Annotated in this window: 14 protein-coding genes and 1 pseudogene; 11 read left to right on the plus strand and 4 right to left on the minus strand. The window is 66.4% G+C overall.

The features are described from left to right. Positions 1-127: 127 nt before the first annotated feature. The 4 genes from PHD22_RS11290 to PHD22_RS11305 all read left to right on the plus strand — a co-directional run bounded on the left by PHD22_RS11290 (position 128) and on the right by PHD22_RS11305 (position 9,218). Positions 128-1,471 (plus strand): contractile injection system tape measure protein, encoded by a 1,344-nt coding sequence (locus tag PHD22_RS11290; protein WP_299866587.1) that lies wholly within the window; start codon positions 128-130, stop codon positions 1,469-1,471. Then, positions 1,468-2,847: an ATP-binding protein gene (locus tag PHD22_RS11295; protein WP_299866590.1), complete on the plus strand. Its 1,380-nt coding sequence runs from the start codon at positions 1,468-1,470 to the stop codon at positions 2,845-2,847. The genes PHD22_RS11290 and PHD22_RS11295 overlap by 4 nt, the downstream gene beginning before the upstream one ends. 13 nt (positions 2,848-2,860) lie before the next feature. After that, entirely contained in the window at positions 2,861-6,232 is a 3,372-nt protein-coding gene (locus PHD22_RS11300; protein ID WP_299866593.1) for a DUF4157 domain-containing protein, read from the plus strand. 313 nt (positions 6,233-6,545) lie between these two features. Continuing rightward, on the plus strand, positions 6,546-9,218 hold the full coding sequence (locus tag PHD22_RS11305; RefSeq protein ID WP_299866596.1) for an HAD-IC family P-type ATPase: 2,673 nt from the start codon (positions 6,546-6,548) through the stop codon (positions 9,216-9,218). On the opposite strand, the gene PHD22_RS11310 is transcribed toward PHD22_RS11305, so the two are convergent. Further along, positions 9,215-9,967, minus strand: a complete 753-nt coding sequence (locus tag PHD22_RS11310; protein ID WP_299866599.1) for a sulfite exporter TauE/SafE family protein — start codon at positions 9,965-9,967, stop codon at positions 9,215-9,217. The two genes, PHD22_RS11305 and PHD22_RS11310, sit on opposite strands and share 4 nt — an antisense overlap. Positions 9,968-10,154: 187 nt before the next feature. Between PHD22_RS11310 and PHD22_RS11315 the strand changes: the two genes are divergently transcribed. The 6 genes from PHD22_RS11315 (at position 10,155) to PHD22_RS11340 (ending at position 16,751) form a co-directional block, all read left to right on the plus strand. Then, positions 10,155-10,934, plus strand: coding sequence for a (Fe-S)-binding protein (locus PHD22_RS11315; RefSeq protein ID WP_299866602.1), 780 nt, complete (start codon positions 10,155-10,157; stop codon positions 10,932-10,934). Continuing rightward, a complete protein-coding gene (locus PHD22_RS11320; RefSeq protein ID WP_299866605.1) occupies positions 10,931-12,340 on the plus strand; it encodes a LutB/LldF family L-lactate oxidation iron-sulfur protein in 1,410 nt (469 codons plus the stop codon). The genes PHD22_RS11315 and PHD22_RS11320 overlap by 4 nt, the downstream gene beginning before the upstream one ends. Positions 12,341-12,345: 5 nt before the next feature. After that, positions 12,346-12,990 (plus strand): LUD domain-containing protein, encoded by a 645-nt coding sequence (locus PHD22_RS11325; protein WP_299866610.1) that lies wholly within the window; start codon positions 12,346-12,348, stop codon positions 12,988-12,990. 138 nt (positions 12,991-13,128) lie between these two features. After that, a complete protein-coding gene (locus tag PHD22_RS11330; protein ID WP_299866613.1) occupies positions 13,129-14,391 on the plus strand; it encodes an HD-GYP domain-containing protein in 1,263 nt (420 codons plus the stop codon). Then, the gene (locus tag PHD22_RS11335; protein ID WP_299866616.1) at positions 14,388-16,313 is read left to right on the plus strand and encodes a PAS domain-containing hybrid sensor histidine kinase/response regulator; all 1,926 of its coding nucleotides are present in this window, start codon (positions 14,388-14,390) and stop codon (positions 16,311-16,313) included. Before PHD22_RS11330 ends, PHD22_RS11335 begins: the two co-directional genes overlap by 4 nt. A 135-nt stretch (positions 16,314-16,448) precedes the next feature. Continuing rightward, positions 16,449-16,751, plus strand: coding sequence for a hypothetical protein (locus PHD22_RS11340; protein ID WP_299866619.1), 303 nt, complete (start codon positions 16,449-16,451; stop codon positions 16,749-16,751). Here the strand turns inward: PHD22_RS11340 and PHD22_RS11345 are convergent. From PHD22_RS11345 to rarD, 3 genes are all read right to left on the minus strand, one after another. Continuing rightward, positions 16,735-17,163 (minus strand): hypothetical protein, encoded by a 429-nt coding sequence (locus tag PHD22_RS11345; protein ID WP_299866621.1) that lies wholly within the window; start codon positions 17,161-17,163, stop codon positions 16,735-16,737. The genes PHD22_RS11340 and PHD22_RS11345 overlap by 17 nt on opposite strands. A 97-nt stretch (positions 17,164-17,260) precedes the next feature. Continuing rightward, positions 17,261-18,163 carry an ROK family protein gene (locus tag PHD22_RS11350; RefSeq protein ID WP_299866623.1) on the minus strand — a complete coding sequence of 301 codons (903 nt, stop codon included), beginning with the start codon at positions 18,161-18,163 and terminating at the stop codon, positions 17,261-17,263. 41 nt (positions 18,164-18,204) lie between these two features. Further along, positions 18,205-19,098 carry an EamA family transporter RarD gene (gene rarD, locus PHD22_RS11355; RefSeq protein ID WP_299866626.1) on the minus strand — a complete coding sequence of 298 codons (894 nt, stop codon included), beginning with the start codon at positions 19,096-19,098 and terminating at the stop codon, positions 18,205-18,207. 155 nt (positions 19,099-19,253) lie between these two features. On the opposite strand from rarD, the pseudogene PHD22_RS11360 reads away from it, so the two are divergent. Next, positions 19,254-19,848, plus strand: a pseudogene (locus PHD22_RS11360) (IS5 family transposase); the annotation flags it as partial.

The raw sequence follows: 19,848 nt of genomic DNA on the forward strand, positions 1-19,848 counted from the left end.
CCTTACCTCCCATGACTCTCCCGAGGTTCCCGGGATCTCGCCGGCTTCCTCGCCCGGTCTCCCGGATCCACTAGAGCGATTCCCCCTCACTCGCTCAGCCCCTGAAACAGGGGATGCCGAGACAATCATGGTCGTCGCCCGGACGCTGGCCGAACGGATGGATAGCGACCCGGCAGCCCTGTCCCAGGCCCTCAACAACGCACTCCATGGCCAGAGCACACCTCCCCCCTTGACCGGCCAGGCCCGTATCCTTCTGGTCGGCCAGGCGCTGGACCTGCCCGCCGCATGGCTGCCCCCCCTGATCGCCCAAACCCGACGACGCCTGGGCCACCCCGCAGCACAACCCTCCCATCACTCACCGCCAAGCCTTCCTGCAGACCAGGATCTGCAGCTCCAGCACAGCCTCGCCCGATACCTGGCCACAGGCAGCGTGGACTGGTCCCTGGCTGGACTACCCCGGAAACAGGTGCTGGCCTGGCTGCAGGACGCGGCCCACCTCTGGACAACCCTGGGCGTCCCGCCTCCCCTCACTGGCCTGTCCGTCCGGGAGCGAACGGGGGCCATGGCCCGCTGGCTGGACCTGCTGGACGCACCCACGCAGAGAACCCTTCTGGAGGCTCATCCCCTCCCACCCAGCGCCACGCCCGCCGAAACCCACCTGTTCGCTCTGGCCCAGGCCGGCGGCAGTCGCAGCGACACCGTGGCCGCCCGGGCCCTGTGGCTGCTCTGGAGGGGCAGCGCTGAGGTCGCCACCGGCACACCCGCACCCGAACTTGCAGCCTGGCTGACCGAGACAGCGCCCTGCCTGCCCCCAGCGCTAGAGGCGTCACTGAAGCCCCACGCCTCCGGGCACCAGTGCTTCTCCAGCACCGGGGTAACCGGAAACGGTACCCCGCAGGCATTCATCCCAAGTCCCTCAACCCGTCCTTCTCCCCTGCTGGAATCCCCAGCCCCGGGGGTTCGGGTACCCCACGCCGGTCTGGTGCTGCTCCACCCCTGGCTGGCCCGGCTCCTGAACGCCACCGGCATGCATCCTTTGGGGCAGAACGGGCCCCTCGCCACCCACTCCCTGCCCGGCGCAGCGACCCTCCTCCACTGGCTGGCCACGGGACAGATCGACTGCCACGAGTTCGAGTTGCCCTTCGTCAAGCTGCTGCTGGGCCACGGACCCGACGAACCCCTGGCCTTCACACCCCCGGCACTGGCACCCTCCCAGCAGATGGAGGGTCAGGCCCTGCTGGAGGCCGCGCTCGGTCACTGGAAGGCTTTGGGCAGCACCGCGATCGACAGCCTGCGCAGCGCCTTCCTGCAACGCCCGGGCAGCCTGATCCAGCAGGATGAGGCCTGGCAGCTGCGCGTGGATACCGAATCCTTCGACATGCTGCTCGGCTTGCTGCCCTGGGGGTTCGGGCTGGTCCGCCTGCCCTGGATGAGGACGCCCCTGCGAGTGGAGTGGGAGCCTCCGCGATGAACACCCACAACCTGCCCGGTCTCCCCGACATGGCCCCCGCCGACCGCCTGCTCAGTGCAGTGGCCATCACTCTTGAAGCCGAGCTGGAGTGGCTGGCCCGTTGCCTGCAGACCCGCATTGACACCTACTTCGGCAGGCCACCGACATCTCCGGCCCTGCCAGTCAATGCGCCTTCCCTGGACCAGCCGGAGTGCCCTTACGCCGATGCCGTGCAGCGCCGCGGCCTGGACTCCGCCGACCGGCTGATCCTGGCTCTCGCCCTGGCACCCAGCCTGCGTCCCCAGTTACTGGACGTGCTGTGGTCCCGCAACGAGGTCACCCAGCGGCCCTACACCGAGTTCGGAGCCCTGGGCCATGGCCCGGCCTGCCTGCCCAGCGGCGAGACGGCCTGCTTCCTGCTGGCTGGGGATGCCCTCGGTGCCCGCCTCGCCGCCTTGCGCCGACTGGCTCCGGAGGGCCGCCTGGCCAGCAGCGACGCACTGCGGATCGGCACGCTCCCGGAGAGCGAGCTCCCCACCGGCCCCCTTCTCCCTTCTCCCCGCTTCCTGGCCGAAGCCCTGCCCGGCCTGCCACTGCCCGAAGAGGCGGACGCAGGCCTGCCCGCCCGCCGGGTCACCACCGGCCTCAACTGGACTGACCTGGTCCTGCCAGCCCAGACTCTCGCCCAGCTGGAGGACATCGGTCTGTGGCTGAACCACGGGCAGACCCTGCTGGAAGACTGGGGCTTGGGGCGCCGCCTCTCCCCCGGCTACGTCAGCCTGTTCCACGGCCCCTCCGGCACCGGCAAGACCCTCTCCGCGTGCCTGCTGGGGCAGCGTTGCAAACGCCCGGTCTTCCGGGTGGACCTATCCCAGGTCAGCTCCAAGTACATCGGCGAAACGGAGAAAAACCTGGCCCGCCTGTTCAGCGCCGCCGAAGCGGCGGGCTGGATCCTCTTCTTCGACGAGGCCGACGCCCTGTTCGGCAGACGTACCACGGTTTCCGACGCCCACGACCGCTACGCCAACCAGGAGGTAAGCTACCTGCTCCAGCGTATCGAGGCCTTCCGCGGAGTGGTGATCCTGGCCACCAATCTGCGCCACAACATCGACGACGCCTTCCTGCGTCGCTTCCAATCGGTGGTCAGCTTCCCCCTGCCCCGCCCACCGGAACGGCTGCGTCTGTGGCAGGAGGCCTTCCCGGCCGCAGTGCAACTGGAACCCGCCGTCGACCTGGCTGTTCTGGCCCGGCGCCACGAAATCTCAGGCGGCACCATCCTCAACGTGGTGCGCCATGCCTGCCTGCAGACCCTCGGACGGGACGAGCACTACGTACGCCTGACGGATGTGGAAGAAGGGCTGCGCCGCGAACTGTTCAAGGAGGGCCGGACCCCCTAGGCCCGGCTGGCCAATGAACGCCGTCCCCCCACGCCTGGCCCTGCGCGCTCCGGAACACGCAGCCCGGGTGCGGCCCACACGGACCCCCGCCACCCCCTCGGTGATGCGCAGCGCCTCAGGCGGGGCACCGCCCCTCAGCGGTCTGCGGGTTTCCAGCCCCCGGGACGCAGCAGAACAGGAAGCCACCCGGATCGCCCGGCAGGTGGTGACCATGCCGTCCCCTGGGCCCATCGACCGGCCCCGGCGGACATCCCCAGGCCTCCTGGCTCATCGGCAACACCGGGCCACCCCTCCCATCCAGGCACACAACCCGGTGCCCGGACTGCCTGCCGGTGGCCAACCCCTGCCCCCTTCAGTGCGGGCGTTCATGGAGCCCCGCTTCGGCACCGATTTTTCAGCCATCCGGATCCACACTGATACCCCCGCTGCCCAGGCCAGTCGCCAGCTCAATGCGGCCGCCTTCACGGTGGGACACCAGATCTTCTTCGGCCAGGACGCCTGGCAACCCACCCACCCGGAGGGGCGCGAACTGATCGCCCACGAACTGACCCACACGATCCAGCAGGGTGCCGCCCCCCAGCCCCAGCACAACCCCCTCCCGGTCACCGGGACGAGCCGCGCCACCGTCCAACGCCTGGGGACAGGCGATGTGCGGGATTACTTCGCAGACCACGCCAGGCACCTGCCCGGCTTCCGGCTGTGCACCCTGGTCCTGGGGCGAAATCCCATCACCATGCACCCGGTGGAACGCTCGCCGGCAAACCTGCTGCGGGCCATGGTGGAAGTCATGCCAGGCGGCGCACTGATTACCCGGGCCCTCGACAACCACGCAATAATCAACAGGGTGGCCGGCTGGATCCAGCAACAAACAGCCAGCCTGGGACAGGTGGCCGGGAGCATCCGCCCGACACTGGAGCACTTCCTGAGCACGCTCGGCTGGCGGGACCTCCTCCGGCTCAACGATGTCTGGGCGCAGGCCCGGCGTATCGTCACCGAACCCATCACCCGGATCCGCGACTTCGTGGGCAGCCTGCTGTCCGGGGTGCTGCAATTCATCCGCACGGCACTCCTGCGCCCCCTGGCCGGGCTGGCCCAAGGCACCCAGGGGTGGGATCTGCTGTGTGCCGTACTCGGCAGCAACCCCATCACCGGAGAAGCCGTTCCACGGACGGCAGCCACCCTGATCGGCGGCTTCATGCGCCTGATCGGTCAGGGGGAAGTCTGGCAGAACCTGCTGCGGGGCCATGCCGTAGAACGGGCCTGGAGCTGGTTTCAAGGCGCCCTGGGTGGCCTGGTGGGCGTTGTCGGCCGCCTGCCCGGACTGTTCATGGACACCCTGCACCGCCTGGGTATCGCCGACCTGCTCACACCGGTCCAGACCTTCACCCGGGTCGGGCGGGTCTTCGGCAGCTTCGCGGGACAATTCTTCCAATGGGCCGGTCAGCAGGTGATTCACCTGCTGGAGATCCTCTTCGAAGCAGTCGCCCCCAGCGTGACGCCCTATCTGCGCCGGGCAGCCGGCGCCCTGCGGACCATCATCGCCAACCCGGCGGGCTTCATCCGCAACCTGGTGCGGGCAGCAAGCACGGGCCTGCGTCAGTTTGCCGGCCGCTTCCTGAACCACCTGCGGGCGGGGCTGCTCGGCTGGCTCACGGGCACCCTCAACGGGGCCAACCTGCATGTTCCCCGGTCCTTCACCCTCCCGGAGATCGTCAAATTCGTCCTCAGCGTGCTGGGCCTGAGCTGGCAACACCTCCGTGGCAAACTGGTCCGGGTGGTAGGCGAGCCCGCCGTGACGGCAATGGAAACCGGCTTCAACATGGTCGTGACCCTGGTCCGTCAGGGGCCTGCCGCTGCCTGGGAGCGGATCCAGGAGAGCCTCTCCAACCTGCGCGAGATGGTCATGGAGCAGATCATGACCTTCGTACGAAACACCATCGTCACTGCCGCCATCACCCGCCTGGTGGCCAGCCTCAACCCGGCGGGGGCCTTCATCCAGGCCATCCTCGCCATCTACACCACGGTAACGTTCCTGGTGGAGCGGCTGCGCCAGATTGCCCAGGTGGGGGCCTCCCTGATCGACTCCCTGGCGGCGATCGCCAGTGGCGCGGTCACAGCGGCCGCCAACCGGGTAGAGCAGACCATGGCCGGCCTGCTGACCCTGGTGATCAGCTTCCTGGCCCGACTCATGGGGCTGGGCCGGATCAGCGATGCAGTGACCCAGCTCATCCAGGGAATCCGGGGCCCCATCGATCGAGCCCTGGACCGGGTGGTCGACTGGATCGTCACCCAGGCTCGCCGACTCGGCCGCTTCGTAGCCCAGGCCGGCCTTCCTGCCGACCCCCGGACACGTTTGCGCCTGGGAATGGATACCGCGGTGACCGCGGTGGGCCGCCGGCCCGGTGGCAGCCGGCTCAACGCCACCCTGATCCATGGGCTGATCGGGGCGATCCGGGTCCGCTACGGCTTCCGGGCACTGGATGCCGTCTTCGAGGGCGATCGCTGGTGGATCCGGGGCGAGATCAACCCCACCGAACGGCGCCCCCTCACAGAGGACGAGCTGACCCTCCTGCGCGAGATCCGCGCTGTGGCGGACCAGGAACTCGCCGGCGCCAGCACAGGATCCCCGGTCACCGCCAGCGGCACCCACGAAGCACCCCGTGCGGTCCCTGCGGGGTCTGGCCTGGCCGGCGTCAGCACCACCCTTCCCACCACACTGCCGCGAGGCGGCCAGGAAGTGCTGGCGATAGGGGGAGACGATGCCCGCGGTGTGATCCGCCGGCCCCCCTTTGGGGACGCCATCGTGACCGGCGCCAGCCCCGAGGTGCGGCGCATCCGGATCGGACGCTATCGGGACGTGGCCGCCACCCTCTCCTCCATCGGCAATGACCGCTTCGTGGCGGAAGCCGCCCGGGAGCTCCTTCGCAGCGGCGAAATGCCTGTCCGGGCCAGGCATCTGAGCGGCTGGTTCGGGGGATTCCGGACCCTGATGGCCCTGGAAGTGCGCCGGGATCCGGTGGCCCTGACCACCCTCGCCTCGGTGCTGACCCTGGCCCAGGCAGGCGCCCTGACCGTCACCGAAGCCTTTACCCGGGCCAGTGAAAGCGGCGAGCGCACTGAAGGCGGTCTGTTCACCCACTCGGCTCCCGGTGCCCTGGCCACCCTGCGCCAGGTACGCGATGAAGTCGGAGCCCCCCAGCGCCCCAACGCGCCAGCCAGCCGCGCCAGCCGGCAGGTCGCCGAAAAGGCCATGCAGGACGAAGTGGCAGCGCTCACCCGGGCGGCCCGGATCCTGCTGCGCACCAACGCCCAACCCCGCCGGGAAGAGATCGTTCAGGCCGTTCGCCAGGCCCTGCGGAGTATGCTCGGCCCACGCATCTCATGACACGACTGCGCCCAAGCCACCGGGAGTGCCCATCGCCCGGGAGACATGGACACCCTTCCGGCGTTTCGACTTTCTCGAATCCTCCGTAGTGTTTATTCATCTGGCCGGTCCTCATGCTCAGGCATACCATTGGCGTGCGAAGCTTTGTCAGCCCTGATGTCTGCGCGACTTTCAGCGCTCAGCCCAACCCCCAGGCACGAAACTCCGACGGTCCAGATACGACTCCCCTTAACCGTGGTTTCATTCTCCTGAACCTTCAAATCGCCTTCCTGACGGCCCCCCTGGAGCCACGGCCCCTGACCCGGAACCCACCATGAAATCCGCTCCCCCTCCCCACCGCTGGCACGCCCTCCGCGCCGACGAGGCCAGTACGGCCCTGGGCAGCGCCCCCTCCCGGGGTCTGAGTACCGCCGAGGTCGCGATCGGCCTGGAACGCCACGGTCCCAACCGCCTCGCTGAAAAACCGCCGGTACCCGCCTGGAAACGTTTTCTGGCCCAGTTCCAGAGCCTGCTGATCCTGATCCTGATCGGAGCTGCGGTGGTGGCCGGTCTGCTCGGCGAGTTGAAGGATGCCCTGGTGATCGGTGTCGTCGTGCTGCTCAACGCCACCCTAGGATTTCTTCAGGAAAACCGGGCCGAACGGGCCCTGTCAGCCCTCCACGACATGCTTGCTCCCACGGCCCGGGTCCGGAGGGAAGGAGAGGTCCAGGTAGTGGATGCGGCTACCCTGGTCCCCGGGGACATCCTGCTGGTGGAAGCAGGGGAGCGCATCGCCGCCGATGCCCGGGTGCTTTTTGCCCGTTCGGCCGAGGTGGCCGAGGCGGCCCTCACGGGAGAGTCGGCTCCGGTCACCAAGGATGAGCTGCCGGTAGCGGAGGATGCGGTCTTGGCCGAACGCCACAACATGCTGTTCATGAACACCGTGGTCACGCGGGGACGCCTCGAGGCCCTGGTCACCGCCACGGGCATGAACACCGAGATGGGACGCCTGGCAGGCCTGCTCTCGGACACCAGCGAGCCCGCCACCCCGCTGCAGGTTCAGCTGGACGCCCTGGGCAAGCGTCTGGCGCTGATTGCGGGTGTGGTGGTGGCCTTGATGTTCGTTGCCGGCTTGGCCCGGGGTAACGACCTGATGGAAACGGCCCTGACCGCCATCGCCCTGGCCGTGGCAGCCATCCCGGAAGGCCTGCCGGCGGTAGTCACCGTGACCCTGGCCCTGGGTATGCACCGGATGGCCGGACGCAACGCCATCGTCAAGAAACTCGCTGCAGTGGAGACCCTGGGCTGCACGACCGTGATCTGCTCCGACAAGACCGGGACGCTGACCCTCAACCAGATGACCGCCCGCGCCCTGATCGTTCACGGACGACGCCTGACGGTCAGCGGCGAAGGCTACACCGGTCCAGGCCGGATCCAGCCCGGTGACGACCACCCTCTGCCCGACCTGATGCCTGTACTCGCCCCCGCCATCCTGTGCAACGACGCCAGCCTGCGGGAAGGGGAGCTGATCGGCGACCCCACTGAAGGCGCACTGCTGGCCCTGGCCCTGCGGGCGGGGGTGGACCCGGCCACGGTCTGCGCAGCAAGCCCCCGGATTGCCGAAATTCCCTTCGACTCGGCCCACAAGTTCATGGCCACCTTTCACAGGGAAGGCGAGTACATCCGGATGTGGATCAAAGGGGCTCCCGACGTGCTGACCGCCCGGGCGACCCGGCAACTGACGGCGGAGGGAGAGACCCCCCTTGATGCAGAGGCCCGCAGCTGGCTCCAGGCCACCAACGAGGCCCTCGCTGGGGACGCCCTGCGGGTCCTGGCCCTGGCGGGCCGGACCCTGCCTGCGGAAGGCTTCGACCCCAGCGCCGATCTGTCCCACCTCGCCGAAGACCTGACCCTGCTGGCCCTGGTGGGGATCATCGACCCACCCCGACCGGAAGCCCGGGACGCGATCCGCACCTGTCGTCAGGCAGGCGTCCAGGTGAAGATGATCACGGGAGATCACCGGGCCACCGCAGCGGCCATCGCCGCCGAACTGGGCCTGACCGGCAAGGTCCATGAAGGCCGCGAGCTGGACGGACTTGCGGGCCCCGCCCTCGCCCGCATGGTGACCGAGGCCGCCGTCTTCGCTCGGGTCACCCCTGAGCACAAGACCCGGATCGTCGAAGCCCTGCAGGCGGGCGGCCATGTGGTTGCGATGACCGGCGATGGGGTGAACGATGCCCCTGCCCTCAAGACTGCCGACATCGGTGTGGCCATGGGCATCACGGGAACGGCGGTGACCCGGGAAGCTGCCACCCTGGTCCTCACGGACGACAACTTCGCCTCCATCGTCCGCGCCATCGAAGAGGGGAGGACCATCTACGACAACATCGTCAAGTTCGTGCGCTTCCAGCTGTCCACCAACATCGGAGCAATCCTGACCGTACTGGGGGCTCCATTCTTCGGCTTTGCCACGCCCTTCACGGCCATCCAGATCCTGTGGGTGAATATCATCATGGACGGCCCTCCGGCCATGACCCTGGGGGTAGAGCCTGCCCGGCCGGGCATCATGCACCAGCCTCCGCGGAGCGTGCGCGCCGCAATCCTCTCCCCAGAGCGCATGGGCCGGATCGGCCTCTACGGCCTGACCATGGCTGCGGGCACCCTGGGCATCTATGCCTGGGGCCTGGCCCAAGGGGGCCCGGAACTGGCCGGAACCCTGGCGTTCACCACCTTCGTGCTATTCCAGTTCTTCAATATCTTCAACGCCCGGGCTGAACATGGCAGTGCCTTCAACAAGCAGTTCTTCAGCAACGGCAAGCTCTGGCTCGCCCTCGCCGGGGTGGTGGGACTGCAGGTCCTGGCGGTGCACTGGGTACCGACCCAGCAGGTCTTCGACACCGTGGACCTGAACGCCAGCCAGTGGGGCCTGGCCACCCTGGTGGCCTCCAGCACCCTGCTCCTGGATGAGGCCCGCAAACTGCTGCTGCGCCTGTTCCAGCAGTCCTAGACCATCAGGGCATCCCGCAGCAGCACGATGCCCGAGATCCCCAGCGCCGCGGTGGCGAACAGGAAAAACGGGCGCTCGGGAATCTTCGCCAGCAAACGGGTACCCAGCCAGACCCCTACCGGTACCAGGGGAAGGAAGGCCAGGGACATCAGCAGGCTGTCGCGGGAAAACAAGCCGATCCCGATATAAAAAGGCAGCTTGGCCAGATTGATGAAGGTAAAGAAGTACACCAGGGTTGCCACATGGGGCACCCGGGAAAGGCGCCGGGTCAACAGGTAGATCAGCACCGGCGGCCCCCCCGCGTGGGCCAGGGTGCTGGTCACACCGGAACCAACCCCGCACAACCATGGGAAGATCCGCCCCGATGGTCCGGGCGAGGCTTCCAGCGGCACACGACGCAGCAGGCGGTGGCCTGCGAACACCACGGCAATCGTCCCCAGCACGCCCTTCACCGTACGCTCCGAAAGCATCCCGAAGACCAGGCTCCCCAGAACGATGCCCACCAGGGCCGCCGGGACGAGACGCCACAGCTCCTCGCGGGCCGCCTTGCCCCGCCACGCCCGGATTCCCGCCAGATCCATCGCGATCAGCACGGGGAGCATCACCGCCAGGGCCTCCCCGGGACCCAGCCAGATGGCCATGAAGGGGACCGCCAGTCCTCCCAGGGCGCCCCCCATTCCTGATTTGGAGATGCCGGTCAGAAGTACCGCCAGGCCGCTGACCAGCCAGCCGGTGAGATCCATGGTCATGAAATGCATGCAGGAAACGCAGGGGAGTGGACAGTAACAAGACCGCAGCGTCCTGCAGCAGGCCCTCCCCCTGTGGATTTCCCCTATCCGAGCATTACCGGACGCCGTCGCTCCACTCCGGGTTTCCCACCCTTGCCCTCACGAAGCCCCCGGCCTAGCATCCAGGACCTGCGAAGGAGATCCCTCAATGCCCAACGCTCCTGCAATACGGCCACGCGTCGGCCTGTTTGCCACCTGCCTGATGAACCTGTTCCGGCCCAATGTGGGCTTTGCCGCGGTCCAGTTACTGGAAGACGCAGGTTGTGACGTGGACGTGCCCTCCGCCCAGACCTGCTGCGGCCAGCCGGGCTACAACAGCGGCGACTACGACGCGGCCCGGACTCTGGCGCGACAAATGATCGCGGTCTTCGAAAGCTACGACTACGTGGTCGGCCCCTCGGGCTCCTGCATGGCCACGCTTCGTGCGGACTATCCCCGCCTCCTGGCCGACGACCAGGACTGGAGCGCCCGGGCCCGGGCGCTGGCGGACAAGAGCCACGAGCTCCTGTCCTTCCTCACCGACGTGCGGGGCGTGACCCACGTGAAAGCCTGCTATCCCGGCTGCGCCACCTACCACGACGCCTGCTCCGGCCTTCGCAGCCTGAACATCAAGACCCAGCCCCGCCTGCTGCTGGGATCGGTGGACGGGCTCAAACTGGCCGAAATGGAAGATACCGAGGTGTGCTGCGGGTTTGGCGGGACCTTTTGCGTCAAATATCCGGAGATTTCGGGACGGATGGTCGAGGACAAGATCGCCCGCATCCTCTCCAGCGGTGCGGACACCCTGCTGGGGGGCGACCTGGGTTGCCTGCTCCACATGGCCGGAAAGCTGCGGCGGGACGGACACCCCATCAAGGTCTTCCATACCGCCGAGGTGCTGGCCGGCATGGCCGACGGTGCCGGTCTGGGAGGGGGTACGGAAACATGATCGTTCAGAGCCCCCGGTTCCGGGAACAGGCCGCCACCGCCCTGGCCGATCCCCATCTGCGCGAAGCGCTCGCCCGGACCCGCATCAGCTTTGTTCACAAACGCGCCGAGCTGACGGCCGCACTGCCCGAATTCGAACGTCTCCGGGACGAAGCCCGGGACCGCAAGAACCACGTGCTGGACCACCTGGACCACTACCTGGAACGCTTCGAGGAGTCCGTCACCCAGGCCGGCGGCCATGTGCACTGGTGCCAGGATGCGGCCGAAGCACGTCAGGTCATCCTGGACATCTGCCAGCGGGTCCATGCCCGCACGATCACCAAGGGCAAATCCATGGTGTCCGAGGAAATCGGTCTGAACGATGCCCTCGAAGCCCAGGGCTATCAGGTCCTGGAAACCGATCTCGGCGAATACATCATCCAGCTGGCCAAGGAACCGCCCTCCCATATCATCGCCCCCGCAGCCCACAAGACCCGGGAGCAGGTCTCGGAACTGTTCGCCCGAGCCCACGGCGGCCCGGCCAAAACCAGCGTCGGTGATCTGGTGACCGAGGCCCGCCTGGTGCTTCGGGACCGCTATTTCAAGGCGGATGTGGGCATCACCGGGGGCAACTTCCTGGTGGCCGAAACGGGCTCCTCTGTGATCGTCACCAACGAAGGCAATGGCGATCTGACCCAGACTCTGGCCAAGGTGCATATCGTCACCAGCGGCATCGAACGCATCGTTCCGACCCTGGAGGATGTGAGCCTGTTCCTGCGCATCCTGGCCCGCAGCGCCACCGGCCAGGAAACCGAGAGCTACACCACCTTCTCCACCGGCCCACGCCGCCCGGGTGACCTGGACGGTCCCGAGGAATTCCACGTGGTGCTGGTGGATAACGGCCGCTCCGGCATGCTGGGCGGCCCCTTCCGGGACATGCTGCGCTGCATCCGCTGCGGCGCCTGCATGAACCACTGCCCCGTGTATGGGGCTATCGGTGGCCATGCCTACGGCTGGGTCTATCCAGGGCCGATGGGTGCCGTGCTCACCCCCCTCTTCGTCGGCCTTGATGCCACCCGCGACCTGCCCAACGCCTGTACCCTCAACGGCCGCTGCCAGTCGGTCTGCCCGGTGCGCATCCCGCTGCCGGAACTGCTTCGCGAACTGCGCCACCAGCAACATCGACACGGTCTGCGTCCCGAGGGCGAACGGCAGGCCCTGGGCGCCTGGCGCTTCGTGGCGCGACGGCCGAAGCTCTATCAGCTCGCGAACCGGATCGCGGCACGCCTGCTCAAGCGCATGGGAGGCCGCAAGGGCCGGATCAGTCAGCTGCCTTTCGCTCGGGCATGGACCGACATCCGGGATCTGCCCGCTCCCGAAGGCCAGACCTTCCTCGAACTCTGGCACGCCCGTCAGGGCCGGAAATGACTACCATGTCCCACTCCCGCCAAGCCATCCTCGCCAAGATCCGCAGCGGCCTGGGGCGTGGTCCCCTGCCAAGTGAAGCCGCTGCTGCGCTGGATGCCGCCCACCCCGCACACACCCGGATCGCCTTTGACGGCGACCTGATCCAGCGCTTCATCGAGAAATTCGAGAGCCGCGCCGGTAGCGTGGTGCGGGTCAGCCAGCACCTCGACGTTCCCGCCGCCGTAGCGGCCTACCGGGAGCGCCATGGTCTGCCCCCCCGGGCGGCTGTGGCCCGGCCGCTGCTTAGCCTGCCCTGGCCGGCAGACTTCATCCACCACCCCGGCCCTGCTGGCAGGGACGAGATATTGTCGGTCACCCCCTGCCTGGCCGGCATCGCCGAAATCGGCAGCATGATGCTCGCCTCTGGCCCCGACAGCCCGACCACCCTCAACTTCGTGCCCGACCATCATGTGGTGGTCCTGCACGAAGGGCAGATCGTCCGTCACTTCGAGGATGCCTGGGCCTTGCTGCGGGCCCAGCCCGGAGGCATGCCCCGGGCCACCAACCTCATTTCTGGTCCCTCCCGTACCGGTGACATCGGACTCGTCATCCAGCTTGGAGCCCATGGGCCGCGTTCCGTGCACGTGATCCTGGTGAAGGAAAACACCTGAAGGAACACTCGGCACCCGACGCACACTCTGGGCGAGGGATCGCTCCAGGATTAAACTTCCGTCATTCTTGGCCGAAAACAGGTCATCTCTCCGTCTATCCCCAAGCTGATGCCGCCAAACCCCCACCAGGACTTCGTCGTGACGCCTGACCAGCTGTGTGTCGGGCTGTTCGTCCATATCGACCTGCCGTGGTTCAGCCATCCCTTCAGCTTCAACAGCTTCAAGATCCGCAACCCGGACCAGGTGAAGGAGCTGCGGGGACTGGGCGTCAAGCACTTCCGCTACGACCCGGATCGCTCGGATGTACAGCCGCAAGGCATGCGGTCATCTCTGCCCCCCTCTGCAACACCTGCGCAGAAGGCGCCCGCCATCGAAACCGAAAATCCGGCACTGGCCGCCAAGCGGGAGCGGATCGCCCGCCTGGCCCAGCGCAAGCGTGAGGTGATCGAAGTGGAAAAGGCCTTCGTGAAGGCGGCAGGGGTCATGCGCAACATCAACAAGAACCTGTTTGCCCGACCCAAGGAATGCCTCGAAGAAGTGGACGAGCTGGTTAACCAGATCGTCGGGGCCTTCCTGGATCAGCCTGAGGTAGCGCTACACGTGATGGGTGAGCACTCAGGCACCGAAGAAACCTATTACCACGGCCTCAACAGCAGCATCCTCTCGATGATGCTCGCCCGGGACCTGGGCTTTCCCCGCGGCCCCTGCCAGCTGCTCGGAGTGGGCGCCCTCCTCCATGATGTGGGCCTGAACGACATTCCTGACCGCATAGCCCGCCCCCGTCACGAACTGAGCACCCCCGAACGTAACCTGCGCGAACTGCACTGCGAGTACGGCGTACGTCTGGGCAGACAGATTGGCCTGCCCGAACCCGTCCTGCGCATCATCGGCCAGCACCACGAACTGGCTGACGGTACCGGCTATCCGAAGAAACTCAAGGGTGACCAGATCGACCCCCTCGCACGCATCGTGTCCCTGGTCAACTACTACGACAACCTGTGCAACCCACTGGATCTGGCCAAGGCCATGACGCCCCATGAGGCCCTGTCCCTGATGTTCGCCCAGCGCCGCGGCAAATTCGACATCAAGGCCCTGCAGGTCATGATCCGCTGTCTGGGGGTGTATCCCCCCGGGACCGTGGTCAAGCTCTCCAACGACGCCATCGCCCTGGTGTCTTCGGTGAACCCGGCCAAACCCCTGCGCCCCTGGGTCACCGTCTATGACCCGGACATTCCCAAGGACGAAGCCATCATGCTTGATCTTGAGGAGGAGCCGGATATCAATATCGCCAAAGCCCTGCGGCCGATCCAGCTGCCCCCCGAGGTGTACGACTACCTCAGTCCCCGCAAGCGGGTGACCTACTATTTTGATGCCGACTCCCGCAAAGGGGGTCAGTCATGAACACTCACTATCAGGATGCCCTGCTTGCCGCCGCCGAGGAAATCCTGCTGCTGGTGGATCCGGACAGCCTGTCCATCCTGGCAGCCAACCCGGCGGCCTCCCGCCTGCTGGGTTACCCGCCCACACAATTGACCGGGATGACCATCACCGACATAGAATGTGCCTTGGCCGACGTGTTCTTCTGGGAAGAGATCCGCAGTGGAGGCGGCAGCGAGGAACAAATCCAGGAGGGTCTGTACCGTCGCTCCGACGACAGCCTGCTGACCGCCCGAAAATCGGTCCGACGTATTCCTGAAGGCGTATTGGTGCGGGCGACCGACGTGGGCGCCCAACGCAAGGCCGAGGATGAACTGGCCCGGATGGCCTCCCGCCTGCGCGCCACCCTGGAAGCCACCGCCGACGGGATCCTGGTGCTGGATCGGGAAGCCCGGGTGGTGAACATGAATCGTCGCATGGCCAGCCTGTGGGAACTTCCCGACGCCCTGCTCTCCCGCCATGAAGACGGCACCCTGCTGAGCCACATGGAAAGCCTGGTGGAAGTGCCGCTTGTCCTCCGCGAGATGCTCACCGGACATTGCTGCGACCTCAAGGAAACCTTCGATCTCCTCGCCCTCCGGGACGGCCGCTTCTTCGAGGTGAGCTCCCGCCCGGCCCGCCATGACGAACAAATCATTGGACGGGTGTTCTGCATCACCGACGTCACTGAGCGGCGCAAGTTCGAGCAGGCACTGATCGCTGCCCGCGACGCTGCCAACAGCGCCAACCGGGCCAAGAGCGACTTCCTGGCGATGATGTCCCACGAAATCCGCACACCGATGAACGGTATCATCGGTATGGCTCAACTGCTGGAGATGTCTCCCCACACCTCCGAGCAGCAGGAGTACATCGCCACGATCCGCAGCAGCGGCGAAGCGCTGCTGGGCATCATCAACGACATCCTCGACTACTCCAAGATCGAGGCCGCCCGGATGCGTCTCGAAAGTGTGGGCTTCGACCTCCGGCAGGTTGTCCGCGAGGTGGAAAAGCTGTTCCGGCCCCGGGCATCCGAAAAAGGGCTGGAATTCCGGCTGCAGGTGGAGGAGGCCATTCCCAGGGTTCTCATCGGCGACCCGACCCGGCTACGCCAGATCCTGATCAACCTGGTAGGCAACGCCTTCAAATTCACTGCAGCCGGACACGTACACGTAAGCGTCGAGGCCGGACCACGGACCGGCAACCGGGTGGGGCTGCGCTTCGTAATCAGCGACAGCGGCATCGGCATCGCGCCCAACAAGTGCCGCCACATCTTCACCCCCTTCGAGCAGGCTGACATGTCCACCACCCGCCGCTATGGGGGAACGGGCCTGGGCCTGGCCATCTGCCGCATGCTCTGCGAACTGATGGGCGGCGAGATCGGCGTGGACAGCGAAGAGGGGGTGGGCTCACAGTTCTGGTTCGTGCTCGAGCTGGAGAGCGGCGTAATGGATGAAGCACCGGTCGCAGAGCCTCCCCGCTCGATCCTGCGCCAGAACACCCGTATCCTGGTAGTGGAAGACAATCCAGTGAACCGGATTGTCCTCAGCAAGATGCTGGAACGCTTCGGCGCCACCGCCATCGACCACGCGGAAGACGGCGAAGATGCGGTGGCAGCCTGCGCACGCAAGACCTACGAGCTGATCTTCATGGACGCACGGATGCCCCGCATGGATGGCCTGCTGGCCACCCGGACCTTGCGGGAGGCCGGCAATCCGGCCTACATCATCGGGGTGAGCGCCGATGCCATGACCGAGGAGCGCCAGGCTGCCCTGAGCGCGGGGATGAACGACTATGTAACCAAACCTGTCGCCCGGGAAGCCCTCGCCGAGGCCATCCAGCGCTGGCGCCAGACCCTGGTGGAAGCACACCAGCGGACCACGCACCGCCCGCCGCTGTCTCCACAATGAAGCGCGGTCCAGGCGCACCCCCTCCAGCTGGGTGTGGGCAAACCGTTGCCACTTCAGATTTGCTTACAAAGGCCACCGCCCCGGGAAAACAACAGCCGCTATCCTCAGCGCACCAACCCCGAGGAGAGTGCAAACATGAAAACCCTTCGCCAACTGATCACTGCCGGCCTGATCGCCGGCCTGGGCATGGGCCTGTCCCTTAGTGCCAGCGCCGATCGCGGCCATCGGGGCGATGATCACCGTCACTACAGTTACGGCCAGCATCAGCACCACAAGCACTGGAAGCACCACCACCATCGCCACCACGGCTACCGGGCCGCGCCCCCTCCGGTGGTCTACCAGCCTGCCCCCTACTACGCTCCGCCGCCCCGTTACGCCTACGCCCAGAACCCGGCCGTGGTAATCGGCATTCCGCCGCTGGTCATTCCCTTGCGCTGACCAACCCGGGCTGACTCCCGAGGACGTTCCAGACTGAAAAGAGCGCTCCCGGTGCGGGGAGAGCGGAGGCCAGCTCCGGGAGACTCGACAGACCACCGAGCTGGCGCACGAAATCCAGTTGCGCACGCGTCAGATCATCGATCTGGTGGCGCAGGATGGTCACACACCCCTCCGCCCCCGCCTCCAGCAGGCGTACCTGCTGTTCTTCAAGCACCGCCCGCTCGCTGGCAGAGAGCACGTCATTGCGAGGCAACATCCGGGCCCGCAGGTAAGCGCCACTCACCCCGAGGTTGAGCCGTGCCGCTAGGAACTGCATCCTCTGGGCCGCATCCACCTGGGCCAGGGTCAGGCGACCGACAAGCTCGGTAAAACAGTAAAGGCGCTGCAAAAAAGGGTTTGCATTGAGCCACATGGTGACGATCCTGAACGGGAGAAGACGCGATGCACGCCGGACTGCTCATTTTGCGCTTCGCGCAGCCAATTGTCTCACTCCAAAACGGCAGAAAAAATCACTCTGCGGAAGGCCAGAGCCAGGCCGCACCGCGCACCCCCGAGGCATCCCCATGGCACGCGGGCTTGAGGAGGGTATCCACCCGATCGGAAAAAATATGGGAACGCCACAGGCTGGGAAGCGTGGAATACAGTCGGCCCAGCCCTGACACCCCACCCCCCAGAACGATTACATCAGGATCGAGCAGGTTGATGACTCCGGCCAACGCCCGAGCCAGGCGCACCTCATAGCGCTGCAGACTGGCTTCACACGCGCGGTCCCCTGCCGCGGCTGCCTCCGCGATCCTCTCGGGACTGAGGGCCTGCCCGCCATGACGCTCGTGGTCCAGCGCCAGGCCGGGGCCGCTCAGGTAAGTTTCGATGCAGCCGGCACGCCCGCAATAGCAGGCCGGCAGGGGCAAGTCCGCCCCGGAGGGCAGGGGCAAGGGGTTATGCCCCCATTCCCCGGCGATTCCGTTGGCACCGGCCAGCACTCGACCCTCCACCACGATCCCTGCACCGACACCGGTCCCCAGAATCACTCCAAACACCACCCCTGCACCCGCTCCCGCCCCATCCGCTGCCTCCGACAGGGCAAAACAATTGGCATCGTTGGCGAGGCGCACGGGTCGCTCCAGCAGACGCTCCAGATCCTGCTGGAGGGGCTGGCCGATCAGGCAGGTGGAATTGGCATTCTTGATGCGGCCGGTCACCCGCGACAGGGCCCCCGGAGTCCCCACCCCGACGCTGCCTTTCTGGCCAAGTTCCGTCTCCAGCCCTCTGACCAATCCAGCCACCGCAGCCAGCGTCGCTGGATAGTCCCCCTGGGGCGTAGGGATGCGGCGCCGGGCCATGACCGCCCCCGATCTGCCCAGGGCAATGATTTCGATCTTGGTGCCGCCCAGGTCAACCCCGATACGCATGGAAACATCCCCGACAGCGCCAAAGACGCATCATGCCCGACTCACACAGCCCGCGCAGCCCGGTATTTCTGCCAGCCACTCCAGCTGTACAGCCCCAGCCCGGCCCAGATCAAGGCGAAGGTGAACAACCGGGCTGGCTGCAGGGGCTCATCAAACACCAGAATGGCGGTGAGGAACTGCAAGGTCGGATTGATGTACATCAGCATGCCCACTGTGGCCAGATTGAGGCGCTGGGTCGCCGCTGCAAACAGCATCAACGGCAACGCCGTAACCACCCCTGCCGCCAGCAGCAAACCCTGGGTCAGGGCGTCATGACCGGTAAATACCGCCTGTCCCTGGCTGCTCTGCCACAAGGTGTACAGGCCGATCAGCGGCAGCATGGTCAGGGTTTCCAGCCACAGACCGGAGATCGCATTGACCGGCACCTGCTTGCGCACCAAACCATAGAAGCCAAAACTGGCACCAATGAACAAGGAAATCCACGGCAGGCTTCCGAGGGTCAGGAACTCGCAGCCCACCGCCGCCACCGCCAATCCCACCGACGCCCACTCCTTGCCATTGAGGCGCTCCTTGAGCACCAGCATGCCCAGCACCACATTGAACAGCGGCGTGAGGAAATAGCCCAGACTGGAGGCCACCACCTGGCGCTGGTCCACCGCCCAAAGAAAGGCCAGCCAGTTGGAGGCCACCAGCACGGCCGCCAGCGCAAGGCGCAGCAGGGTACCAGGCCGCCTGGCCGCAGCCAGGGTGGCCCCCCACTGTCGCCGCACGCTGAGGATCAAGGCCACAAAGACGCAGCCCCACAGGGCGCGGTTGGACAGCAGATCGATGGGACTCACATGCCCCAGCTGACGAAAAAAAAGCGGGAAGAAGCCCCAGATGCCATAGGCACCCAGACCAAAGGCGATACCGGCAAGAGTATTGCGTGAATCCACGGGATGACGGATACGGAAAACAGGAGATGAACGGTATCACCCCTGAGCGCAAGTTACCGTTGGGGTTTTCCACCAAGGGGGCGCCTCGAAAAACCTCGCCCCACCCGCTCCTTGGTAAAATTCTGCCGTCCTGAACCCCGTTGCCATCTACCCCGATGAAACCACGCAGCGCCATCAAGACCGACCTGTTCGCCTTTGATCACCACCGCAAGAAGATCGACACCCTGGGCGATCCGCTGGCCGAGATCGAGTCGTACATCGACTTCGCGGCGCTGGCGGCCGAGGTGGATCGGATTGCGCCGCGCCCGGTGAGTACGCAAGGTGGCCGCCCGCCGTACCCGACCGAGACGATGGTGCGCATCCTGATCCTGAAGCGGCTGTACACCCTGTCGGACGAGCAGATGGAGTATCAGTTGCTCGACCGCATGAGCTACAAGCGCTTCTGCGGGCTGGCGAACGCGACGAACATCCCCGATCGCACCACGGTGTGGACCTTCGAGAACCGGATCGGCGAAGCGGGCGCCAAGGCGCTGTTCGACGGCGTCTCGGCGCAGCTGCTCAAGAAGGGCTTTATCGCCCGCGGCGGGCAGATCATCGACGCGACCCTGGTGCCGGCGCCCAAGGCAGCACAACAGTCGGGGCGAGAAAGCGCTCATCGAGCAAGGCGCGATGCCGGCCGGCTGGAAGCCCGCCAAGCGGCGCCAGAAGGACCTCGACGCCACCTGGACGAAGAAACACGGCAAGAGCCAC

This window comes from Zoogloea sp. (assembly GCF_028693495.1).
In the GTDB taxonomy this organism is placed as follows: Bacteria; Pseudomonadota; Gammaproteobacteria; order Burkholderiales; family Rhodocyclaceae; genus Zoogloea.

What these genes read in the sequence shown, in the direction of transcription:
- PHD22_RS11290 (WP_299866587.1), top strand. Translation starts at nt 128, where the DNA reads ATGGTCGTCGCCCGGACGCTGGCCGAACGGATGGATAGCGACCCGGCA.
- PHD22_RS11295 (WP_299866590.1), top strand. Translation starts at nt 1,468, where the DNA reads ATGAACACCCACAACCTGCCCGGTCTCCCCGACATGGCCCCCGCCGAC.
- PHD22_RS11300 (WP_299866593.1), top strand. Translation starts at nt 2,861, where the DNA reads ATGAACGCCGTCCCCCCACGCCTGGCCCTGCGCGCTCCGGAACACGCA.
- PHD22_RS11305 (WP_299866596.1), top strand. Translation starts at nt 6,546, where the DNA reads ATGAAATCCGCTCCCCCTCCCCACCGCTGGCACGCCCTCCGCGCCGAC.
- PHD22_RS11310 (WP_299866599.1), bottom strand. Translation starts at nt 9,967, where the DNA reads ATGACCATGGATCTCACCGGCTGGCTGGTCAGCGGCCTGGCGGTACTT.
- PHD22_RS11315 (WP_299866602.1), top strand. Translation starts at nt 10,155, where the DNA reads ATGCCCAACGCTCCTGCAATACGGCCACGCGTCGGCCTGTTTGCCACC.
- PHD22_RS11320 (WP_299866605.1), top strand. Translation starts at nt 10,931, where the DNA reads ATGATCGTTCAGAGCCCCCGGTTCCGGGAACAGGCCGCCACCGCCCTG.
- PHD22_RS11325 (WP_299866610.1), top strand. Translation starts at nt 12,346, where the DNA reads ATGTCCCACTCCCGCCAAGCCATCCTCGCCAAGATCCGCAGCGGCCTG.
- PHD22_RS11335 (WP_299866616.1), top strand. Translation starts at nt 14,388, where the DNA reads ATGAACACTCACTATCAGGATGCCCTGCTTGCCGCCGCCGAGGAAATC.
- PHD22_RS11340 (WP_299866619.1), top strand. Translation starts at nt 16,449, where the DNA reads ATGAAAACCCTTCGCCAACTGATCACTGCCGGCCTGATCGCCGGCCTG.
- PHD22_RS11345 (WP_299866621.1), bottom strand. Translation starts at nt 17,163, where the DNA reads ATGTGGCTCAATGCAAACCCTTTTTTGCAGCGCCTTTACTGTTTTACC.
- PHD22_RS11350 (WP_299866623.1), bottom strand. Translation starts at nt 18,163, where the DNA reads ATGCGTATCGGGGTTGACCTGGGCGGCACCAAGATCGAAATCATTGCC.